The 11,017-nt window shown below is 64.8% G+C and carries 2 protein-coding genes and 1 pseudogene; 1 reads left to right on the top strand and 2 read right to left on the bottom strand.

What is annotated here, in order from left to right:
* Positions 1–3,201: pseudogene (locus FJ938_RS15695) on the bottom strand (translocation/assembly module TamB); the annotation flags it as partial.
* Position 3,202: 1 nt separating this feature from the next.
* Complete coding sequence (locus FJ938_RS15690) at positions 3,203–5,131, bottom strand: autotransporter assembly complex family protein (protein WP_140695168.1); 1,929 nt, start codon at positions 5,129–5,131, stop codon at positions 3,203–3,205.
* Between the two features lie 281 nt (positions 5,132–5,412).
* Here FJ938_RS15690 and FJ938_RS15685 point away from each other — a divergent pair, with 281 nt between their 5' ends.
* Positions 5,413–10,893: an alpha-2-macroglobulin family protein gene (locus tag FJ938_RS15685; RefSeq protein ID WP_140695165.1), complete on the top strand. Its 5,481-nt coding sequence runs from the start codon at positions 5,413–5,415 to the stop codon at positions 10,891–10,893.
* Positions 10,894–11,017: the final 124 nt, after the last annotated feature.

Here is an 11,017-nt window from a genome sequence, read left to right as displayed (position 1 = left end):
GACCTTGCCGGCGATCAGCGGCGCGATCGTGGCATTCTCGAGACCGACCTTGTCCACCGATACCGTGCCGGAAACCGCCCCGGCCCGGTTCTTGAGATCGAACGCATCCGAGTGCAGTGCCAGCGACAGCCCGTCCACTTTCGCCGGGCTGGTGGTGACCGAGGGCAGGATCGCGGCAAAGTCCAGCCGGGTATGCGTGCTTTCGCCCGCGATTTTGGCCGACAATGATCGCACCTCGATCTTGACTGGGCTTTCCGGGCTTCCGACCGTCAGCGGCAGGCTGGGGCCGGACGAGGTGAGATCGAGCGCGAAATCGCTGGCTCCGTTCGGATTGATGGTGCCGGCGGCCTGGCCGGAAATCTTGTCGCCGGAGAGCGTGGCATGGTCGAGGACCACACCGCCGGCCATGGTGTAGCCACCCGCCGCATCGACGGCGAGCGGCCCGAGCCCGGCCTGGCGCGTCTGGCTGGATTCGACACCGGCGAGTTGCGCGTTGAACCGGACCTCCGGAGCAGCCGGCGTTCCGGTCACTTGCGCGATGCCACTGAGGGTGCCCGCGGCATCGAGGCCGGGCGAAAATTCATTGGCAAGGGCCGCCGGCAGCGCCGAGAATTGTGCCGCGAGATCGAGCGTCTGGCCGGCGCTGCCCGACAGCGTCATCGAGCCGCCGCCAATATCGAGCGCAAGCTTCTCGATGTTGGTCGTACCATTGGCGATGGTCAGTGACGAAGGCTTGGCGAGCGCTGTCTTGATGCCGCGAACCGTGGCCTCGCCCGAGGCGATCTCCACACTGGTGGTCCCATCGGCGATCTTCACCCGCCCGGCAGCGGTCGCCGGAATGCCCGCGATGGTGGCGCCGCCGGTGAAATTGGTCCAGTCGCCGTCGCGCTTCAGATCGACGCCGATGCCACTGATTTCGGTGGTGCCCGAAGTGACCGTATCGGCCTTGATGGTGCCCGAGATCGCCGGCGCCTTGAGAAAGTTTGCGATGAGCGCATTGACGGCGATCGTCTTGGCCGTCACCTCGCCGCGCGCGATCGATGTGCTCTTGGCGTCAATGGCCACCGAGGGCGCATCGCCTTCCTTGGCAAAGACGATGCTGCCGTTGATATCGCCGGTCACAGCCTGGCCGGCGAGCGCGGCCAGTTGATCGATGGCGGGAGCGGCAAGCGTGAGCGTGCCCAAAGGCATGTATTTGTCGTCCAGCGCCAGGTCGCCAGACACCTTGTTGTCGCCCAGCGAGACGAGAAAGCCGTTGATCGAACGCTTGCCCTCGCTGGTGACCAGCGCCGCCTTGATGTCGAGCGGCTGGTCGTTGACGGCGCCGGTCAGCGAGACGGTGGCGGAAGGGCTCGATATGTCGGCCTTGCCGCTCGCCGTCAGCTTGATCGCCTTTACCGTGCGGCCCGAGGCCGTCAGGCTGTCGCTGTCGGCTGATACCGTGAAATCGGGCGCCGTCATGGCGCCGCTTGCCGACAGCGCGAAATCGACCCCGCCGGCAACCGGCACGCCGACCGTCGGCGACAACACCGAAACGTCGCCCAATTTGCCCTTGATGTCGGCCTGGATGTCCGTGCCGTGCATGCTGGCGGTGCCGCTGGCGCTAAGCGATCCGGAGGTGAGTTCGATCGAATTGGCGGCGAACGATCCCTGCGGATCGCGGGTCGCGGCAGCCGAGAATTTTACCCGCCCGCCGAGCACCGAGGCGATCTGAGGCGGCAAGGCCGTCGCCACGGCGTCGGCGTTCATCTTGAGTTGCATCGACAGGTCGGCAAGCGCCACTGTCGCCGTCAGCGAAGCGTTGAGCGCATCGGACCGCAGCGTGCCCTGGTCAATGGCAATGGCGTCCTTGCTGATTGAACCGGCCAGATCGACGTCGACCTTGCCGGTGACCAGCGGCGCCAGCGTCGCGACGTCGGTTTTCAGGCCGCCAGCCTCCAGCTTCACCGCAACCGGGCCGGCGCGATTCTGGATGTCGAAACCGTCGGAGTGGATTTGCGCCGCCAGATCGTCGAGCCGGGTGCCGCCGGCGACGATCGAAACGAAGGAGGCGCCGATGTCGATAATCGGTGCCTTGCCGTCGCCAAAGGCGCGGGCGGTGGCGTTCTTGATCGCCAGCGTGATCGGTTGCGCCTCGCTGCCGACGCTGACCACGACGGGCGGGCCCTTGGCGGCGAGTTGGACAGAGAGATCGCTGGCGCCGGCGGGATCGACGATGCCGGTGGCGGTGCCATGCATGGCGTCGCTGTCGATATTGGCCCGGTCGACGCTGATACCACCGGCTGATGTGGCGGTGCCCGCGACATCGAAGCTGGTCTTGCCGGCAAACAGGGGCTTCAAATTCTCCGGCAGGAAGCCGGCGAAGTCGCCGTCACCCTTGGCCTCGACATGGCTGCCCTTGTCGGTGGACTGGTGACGGCCCGTCAATTGAGTGACGATCTCACCGTCGACGGTGAACGTGGCTATGCCGTTCCAGTTGGCGAGCGGCCCGGTGCCTGATGCGACTATGTCGACGGGCGGCGCATCGGGCAGCTTGAGCAGATTGGCGATGATGCCGCCCGCCGGCTCCGAAGCCTTAAGGTCGAGGTCAAGCCTGTTGTCGGCCGGCGCAAAGTGGACTTTGGCGTCAACCTTGCCTTGCTTGCCGTCATGGCGGGTAACATTGAGCACCGTCTCGACCGCCAGCGGTGTGGCTTCGGCCTTGACCGATCCCTTCGCCGCAAGCTCGGCGATGCCGCTGCCAGCCAGCTCCTGACCAAGCGCGATTTCGGGCAAGTCGATCTGCTTGATATCAATGGAAACAGGCAGCGTCGTCGTGCCGCTCTGCGCGGGCTGTTGGGTGCTGGCCACCGGCAGCCGCGCCAGTTCGATGCGGTCGGCCGCGATGCGGTCGGCGCTGAAGTTTTTCGACAGCAGCGCCAGCGGCGACCAGTCGACCGCCACTTTGCGCGCCACCAACCAGGCACCCTCGCGGTCCTCCAGCACGACATGGTCGACGCTGAGCGCGCCCGACCAGATGCCGTCGATGCCGCTGACGGTGACCTTGCGGTCGTCGCTCGAGGCCAGGCGCGAAATGATGCCGGCGAGATTGTCGCGTCCGCGTTCGGTCTTGGTCAGCACGACCAGCGCGCCGATCGCCCCCGCGACCACGATCAGCAGCGTGTAGAGGACAATGCGAAGGATGCGCCAGACCGTCCTCATCTCAAAACGCCTGTCCGATGCCGGCATAGATGCCGAAATGCGGATCGCTGGGGTCGCGGTTGAGCGGCACGGCGGCGTCGATGCGCAGTGGCCCGAACGGCGTCACATAGCGCAGGCCGACGCCGGCGCCGACCTTGACGTTGGAGAAGTTGGGAACCGATTTGGTCGATACCGTGCCGGCATCGACGAACGGCACGATGCCGATCGTGTCGGTGACGGCGATGCGCATCTCAACCGAGGTCTCGAAGAAGGACAGGCCTCCGATCGGCTGGCCGGTGAAATCCTTGGGACCGATGCCCTGATAGGCATAGCCCCGCACCGAGCCGCCGCCGCCGGAATAGAAGCGCCTGTCGGCCGGGACATTCTCAAGCCCCGTGCCGACGATCGAGCCGACGGAGACGCGTTCGGCCAGGACGAATTTCGAGGCCGTATCCAGCGACTGATAGGCCGATCCCTCGCCCTTCAGCTTGAGGAAGGCCGCGCCGCTCAGAATGTCGTAGCTGGGCTCGGCATAGGCCAGCACCCTGAAGCCCTTGGTCGGGTTCAGCCGGCTGTCCCGGTTATCATAGACATACTGCAGGGGAACGCTGGCGATCAGGTAAGTGTGCTTGCCGAAGGCATCGCGGATGCGTGAATAGTCGAGCGCCACCTCGGCCGAAACGGTCTGCTTCTTATCGAGTTCATAGGACAGGCCGGTGCTGCCCTTGACCGAGAAATGATCATACGCGTCCGGGTGCTCGAAGACCGTTTTCACGCTGGCAAAGAACTTCGAGGCCGGTCCGATCACGCCGGGCTTCTCGAACATGATGCCGGCATTGTAGTTCAGGTCCGACAGATTGTTGTTGCCGATGCCGCTGATGGCGCCGTCGATGCGCAGCTTCTCGGCGCGACCAAACAGGTTGCGGTGTCCCCAATAGCCTTCCAGGCCGAGGCCCTCGGTGTTCGAAAACGTGCCGCCAAGCCCGAAATAGCGCGGCTTGCGCTCGCTGACCTGGACGCCGATCGGGATGTTGCCGTCGGCGTCCAGTTTGTCGGCTTCCTTGAACGTCACGCTGTTGAAGACCTCGAGCCCCAGCAGCCTGTCGCGCGCATCGCTGATCTCCTGCGGGGAGTATTGCCTGCCACGCTTCAGCCCGGTCATGTATTCGGTGAAGTCGCGGTCGACCTTCTCGGTGCCTTCCACCGTGGTCGCGCCATAGCCTGCGACCGGGCCGGCGGCGACCGTCAGCGTCACGTCCAGCGTCGAGGTGGCGTGGTCGGCGACGATCTGGCGGTCCGTCACCTTGGCCAGCGGCCTGCCCTGCTCCTTCAGCGTGCGCACGACCAATGCTTCGGCCTTGAGCACCGCGCCGGAGCCGGCGTCGCCGCCGGATATCAGGCCATAGTCGGCGCCCATCAGGCCAGCCGCGTCGCCTTCCAGCCGAATGTTGCCGAGTGTGAATTTGGGGCCGGTCGAGATATTGATCGCCACCGGAATGGGCTGCGGACCCTTGAATTCGGCGTCCGGCGGCAACGCGTCGAGCGGCTTGCCATCGATGGTGATGGTGACCACGCCTTCATAGCGGGCATCCGCATAGAGGGCTGCTACCAGCTGTTCGCGGTCGCTGCGCGCCTTGGCCATCAGCCCGAGCGAGCCCGAGACGGGGCGGTCCTCGTCGCCTTTCAGGGCCGAGGCGTTTTCGAGCTTCTTGACGAGATCCTTGTCGGCGTCGGGCGCCGAGAGCGTCACCGCGTAGCGCAAGGGATCGACAATATCGGCATCTTCGTCGCTGGAGGAACCCCACAGCTTGATGCCGAAAAGCTCGAACGCGGCCGCTGGTCTCGATTCGGCGACCAGCGCCGTCGAGCACATCACGGCCAAAAGCAGGGCGCGAGGAAGCCCGCGCCCTGGCGCGGTACCCCCTGACATCTGCTTTTCATGCGCCGGCATTAAGACAACCTAGTCCACAAAACTAAAATTGGAATGAAGTTCTGAAGCGCTCGTAAAGGGGCAACAATCCAATTGTCTGAAATAGGACGGGCTTGGAATTCACACCTTTTGCGACACCGCAAGAATGCGTGATCCCCTGTCCTATGGAGGTTATTGCCCGCATACCGGTGATCGGCCGGAAAATAAACCGTTGGCAGGCGGAAACCTGCCGCGCCCGCGCGTTGACAAGCCTGACTGAAGCTTGATCATGCCCGGACGTCTGCAATTGTCTGGAGGGTGTTATGGCAATGCGCGCGGCTCGTGGTCTGTCGATTCTCATCCTTCTCTTTTTTGCCTTGGGTACTGTCGCGCAAGCGGCCGAGGCGCGAAAAATCGCAACAACGGACAATTCCGACTATTTCGGTTTCGACCTCCGATCCGACCAGAACGTCACGCTCGACCAGTGCAAGACGACCTGCCTTGGCGATCCGGCCTGCCGTGCCTTCACCTACAACACCAAGGCCAAATGGTGCTTTCTCAAATCCGACTACAACCAGTTGAAGCCCTTCAATGGTGCGGTTGCGGGCAAGATCGTCAACATCGACGGCGATCCCGATATCGGCGCGCCGCCGGAGCTTGCCTTCTTCCCCAACTGGATGGCCGACCAGGCTCAGCAATACCGCAATAAACTGCTCGGTCCCGCCTTTACCAAGCCGACCGAAGGCATGGCGGCGCTGACCAATGCCGCCGAGCAGGCCGTGCTGACCGGCGACCATCGCTCCGCCATGCAGAAATACGAGGCCGCGGTCTCGGTGATGCCGGACGACGGCCAGCTCTGGCTCGACCTGGCGCGCGAAACGCTGGCCGTGCAGCCTGCCGCCAACACATCCGAAGCCTCCACTTTGCCGGCAAATGGCACTTCCGCCGCTTTCAACGCCTACAAGCTGCTGCGCACCACCAAGACGCGCGCCGACGTGCTGGCGCTGCTCGGCGCCGGCCTCGACAAACGTGACCTCTACCGCCCGGCCTTGCAGGCCTATGAGGCGAGCCTTGCCCTCGTGGCTTCGCCTTCCGTCCAGGCCGAGTATGCCGATCTGAAGGCCCGCAAGGGTTTCCGCGTCATCGACCATAGCGTCGATGCCGACACCAGCGCGCCACGCATCTGCGCGCAATTCTCCGAGGAACTGGTTAAGACCGGTGTTGATTACGCGCAGTTCGTGACCGTCGACAACGCGCCACCCAAGGGCGTCGAGGCCAAGGACAAGCAGATCTGCGTCGGAGGCCTCGAACACGGCCAGCATTATGACGTCACCTTCCGCGCCGGCCTGCCGGCCGCCATCGGCGAAGTCACCGCCGCCCCCGTGGTGCTGTCGATCTATGTGCAGGACCGCGCGCCGTCCGCCCGCTTCACCGGCGACAGCTTCGTGCTGCCGGCCGGCGCGCGCCGCGGCATTCCGGTCGTCACCGTCAACATGAACGCCGCCGAGATGAAGCTCTTCCGCATCGGCGACCGTTCGCTGGCGCAGCTTCTGTCGGGCTACCAGTTCCTGCACCAGCTCGACGGCTATGACATTTCCACCGTTTCCGAGCAGATGGGCGCGCCGGTCTGGCATGGCCAGCTCGATATCGTCAACGATTTGAACAAGGAGGTCACCACCTCCTTTCCGGTCGACGAAGCCCTGCCGCAGCGCAAGCCCGGCGTCTATGTGCTGACCGCCCAAGCCGTCAACGACAAGGGCGACAGCTACAATTCGTTGGCCACGCAGTGGTTCGTCGTCTCCGACATCGGCCTGTCGACCTATACCGGCCAGGACGGTCTCAACGTCTTTGCCCGTTCGCTCGGCTCCGCCAAGCCGATTGCCGGCGCCGAACTGACGCTGGTTGCCAGGAACAACGAGGTTCTCGGCACCGCGACGTCGGATGCCGACGGCCATGCCGTGTTCAATCCCGGCCTGACGCGCGGCGATGGCGGCATGGCGCCGGCCGTGCTGATGGCGAAGCAAGGGGACAATGATTTTGTCTTCCTCGACATGTCCAAGGCCGGCTTCGACCTGTCCGACCGTGGCGTCACCGGGCGCGCGGCGCCCGGTGCGCTGGATGTCTACGCCTGGACCGAACGCGGCATCTACCGCGCCGGCGAGGATGTCCATGTCGCCGCCCTTGCCCGCGACGGCGCGGCCAAGGCGGTCGAGAACCTGCCGCTGACCTTCATCTTCTCGCGCCCGGATGGTGTCGAGGACCGCCGCATCGTCAGCGACGGCGCCTCGGCCGGCGGCCACGCCGTCGACCTGCCTTTGGAACCCAATGCGATGCGCGGCACCTGGTCGGTGTCGATCCACACCGATCCCAAGCAGCCGGCGGTGGCCAGCCAGATGTTCCTGGTCGAGGACTTCGTGCCGGATCGCATCGAATTCGACATGAAGGCCGACAAGCAGGAGATCGCGCGGAGCGAAACCGCCAACATCAACATAGATGGCCGCTTCCTTTACGGCGCGCCGGCGGCGGGTCTGGCGCTGGAAGGTGAGTTGACGCTGTCGACGTCGCGCGACTGGGACCGCTTCCCCGATTTTTCCTTCGGCCTCGCCGATGAACAGTCGGCGGAGCCCACGGTCACGCCGCTCGCCAATCTGCCGGTGGTCGGCGATGACGGCAAGGCGACCTTCCCGATCTCGGTCGACCAGTTGCCTTCGACCACCAAGCTGGTCGACGGCAAGGTGACGGTGCGCATGCGCGAAGCCGGTGGCCGCGCCATCGAACGCTCGCTCAACATCGGCATCCGCCCGCAAGGCCAAATGATCGGCATCCGCCCGGACTTCGCCGACAATGAAGTGCCGCAGGGCGGCACGGCCAAGTTCAGCCTGATCGCCGTCGATCCCGACGGCAAGCGCGAGGCGCTGAAAGGCGCGCACTGGACACTGGTCAAGGTCGAACGCAATTACCAGTGGTACCGCTCCAACAATTCGTGGAACTACGAGCCGGTCACCTTCACCAAGTCGATCGCCAATGGCCAGGTCGATCTCGGCGCCGATGGCGACGCAACCGTCTCCTTACCGGTCGACTGGGGCCAGTACCGGCTCGAGGTCGAAACCTCGGACCCGGAGGGACCGGCGACCAGCTATGAATTCGACGCCGGCTGGTACGTCGCCTCGACCACCACCGAAACGCCTGACGGCCTGGAAATTGCGCTGGACAAGGACAATTATGCCGCCGGCGAAGTGGCCAAGCTCAAGGTCTCGCCGCATTTTGCGGGCGAACTTCTGATCAACATCGGTTCCGACAAGCTCTTGAAGACCATCACGGCGACCGTGCCGGCCGGCGGCAGCACCGTCGACATTCCGGTCGGCGACAACTGGGGTGCCGGCGCCTATGTCACCGCGACACTGTTCCGGCCGGGCGATGCCCAAGAGAGCCGTATGCCGGCCCGCGCCATCGGCGTGAAATGGCTGAAGGTCGACCCGGGCGCCAAGAAGCTCGCCGTTACGCTCGCGCCGCCGGACAAGACCATGCCGCGCCGACAGCTGTCGATTCCGGTTTCCGTGGCCGGCGTGCAGCCGGGAAGCAATGCCTATGTCATGGTCGCGGCCGTCGATGTCGGCATCCTCAACCTGACCAACTATAAGGCGCCGGACCCTGAGAACTGGTTCTTCGGCCAGCGCATGCTGGGCATGGAGATCCGCGACATCTACGGCCGCCTGATCGACGGCTCGCTAGGCACCACCGGCAAGCTGCGGACCGGCGGTGACGGCGCCAACATGCAGGCGCAAGGCAGCCCGCCCACCGAAAAGCTGGTCGCCTTCTTCTCTGGCCCTGTCCAACTCGACGCCGACGGCAAGGCGCGGATCGATTTCGACATTCCGCAGTTCAACGGCACCGTGCGCGTCATGGCCGTCGCCTGGACCAAGGATACCGTTGGCCATGCCCAGTCGGATGTGATCGTGCGCGATCCCGTGGTGATCACGGCCGGCCTGCCGCGCTTCCTCGCCCCTGGGGACAACGCCGTCATGCGGCTCGACGTGGCCGATACCGACGGCCCGGCCGGCGACTACGCTTTGTCGATCGATACGACGGGCGACCTGTCGACGGGTGACAAGCCCCTGCCCCAGAAGCTGACGCTCGCCCAGGGCAAGCGCCAGACCTTGACCGTGCCGCTGATCGCCAAGACGGCGGGCAATGCCTCGCTGACCATCAGGCTTGCCCATGCCGACGGCACCAAGGTCGAGCAGACGCTCTATGTGCCGGTGCGCCCGGCACAGCTGCCGGTCACCACCCGGCTGGTGGTCGACCTCAAGGGCAATGGCGGCGCGCTTCGCGTCGACAAGGAGCTTCTGGGGGCAAGCCTGCTTGATGGCGCCTCCGTCAGCGTCGGTGTTTCGCAGGCGGCTGCCTTCGACGTGCCCTCGCTCTTGATGACGCTCGACCGCTATCCCTATGGCTGCGCCGAGCAGACGACCAGCCGCGCCATGCCGCTCCTCTACGTCAACGAGATGGCCTCCGGCATCGGCATGGAAAGCGATCCCGACCTGCATGGCCGCATCCAGGATGCCATCTACAAGGTCCTGAGCTACCAATCCTCAAGCGGCAGCTTCGGCCTGTGGGGACCCGGCTCCGGCGACCTGTGGCTCGACGCCTATGTCAGCGAGTTCCTGACCCGGGCGCGTGAGCAGAAATACGACGTGCCTGCCCAGGCCATGAACCAGGCGCTGAACAATTTGCAGAACTCGCTCGGCTACGACCAGAGCGTACAGGACCGCGGCAGCGAGATCGCCTACGCTCTCTACGTCCTGGCCCGCAACAAAAAGGCCTCGATCGGCGACCTGCGTTACTATGCCGACACCCAGCTGGAAGCCTTCTCGAGTCCGATGGCCGTCGCCCAGTTGGCGGCGAGCCTGGCGCTCTACGGCGACACCCAGCGCTCGGAGGCGACGTTCAAGACCGCGCTGCAGCTTGCCAAGTCGAGTACCGACTACGACTACTACCGCTCCGACTACGGCTCGCCGCTGCGTGATGGCGCGGCGATGCTGGCGCTGGCGGCGGAATCGAAGCCGGTGTCGACGATCCTGCCCGAGCTGATCAAGCTGGTGACCAGGGAACGGGCCGAAGCCCGCTGGACCAGCACCCAGGACGAATCCTGGATGCTGCTGTCGGCTCGTGCGCTGAAGGAAGGCAATGATTCCATCACGCTGACCGTCAATGGGGCGCCGCATTCCGGCGGCTATTCCAACCAGGTCGCCGGCTCCGAGCTGGTCGACAGCCCGCTCGAAATCGCCAACACCGGCAAGACACCGCTGCAGGCCGTCGTCACCACCGTGGCGTCGCCGGTCCAGCCTTTGCCGGCCGGCGGTGAAGGCTTCACCATCGCGCGCACCTACTACAAGCTCGACGGCACCGAAGCCAATGTGACGGAGGCAACGCAGAACGAACGCTATGTCGTCGTGCTCAAGGTGACGGAGCAGAACAGCTGGCCCTCGCGCCTGCTGGTCACGGACCTTCTGCCGGCCGGCTTCGAGATCGACAATCCCGGCCTGGTCTCCAGTGCGCAATTGACGAACTTCTCCTGGCTGGCACAGACCGACGCCGCCCACCTCGAATTCCGCGACGACCGTTTCGTCGCGGCATTCAACCCCGCCGATGGCGACCACGACCACAATCTGACGCTTGCCTATGTCGTGCGCGCCGTGACGCCGGGCACCTACGCCCATCCGGCGGCAACGGTGGAGGACATGTACCGGCCGCAATATTCGGCCCGCACCGCCACCGGCATGATGGAGATCAAGGCGCCGTAAGGTGTTGATGGTACGAGGATGAACGAAACGATTGCGCTGCCCCTCATTGCCCTGCCGGGCATTTCTCCCCGTATAGTGACGGGGAGAAAGGGGCCTTCGCCTAAGGTTTCGCCCATCTCCACAG

Origin of the sequence: Mesorhizobium sp. B2-4-14 (assembly GCF_006442155.1) — a bacterium.
Lineage (GTDB): Bacteria > Pseudomonadota > Alphaproteobacteria > Rhizobiales > Rhizobiaceae > Mesorhizobium.
Note: the sequence above shows the minus strand (reverse complement) of the source record. Positions and strands in the feature narration are given on the sequence as shown.

What these genes read in the sequence shown, in the direction of transcription:
- FJ938_RS15690 (WP_140695168.1), bottom strand. Translation starts at nt 5,131, where the DNA reads ATGCCGGCGCATGAAAAGCAGATGTCAGGGGGTACCGCGCCAGGGCGC.
- FJ938_RS15685 (WP_140695165.1), top strand. Translation starts at nt 5,413, where the DNA reads ATGGCAATGCGCGCGGCTCGTGGTCTGTCGATTCTCATCCTTCTCTTT.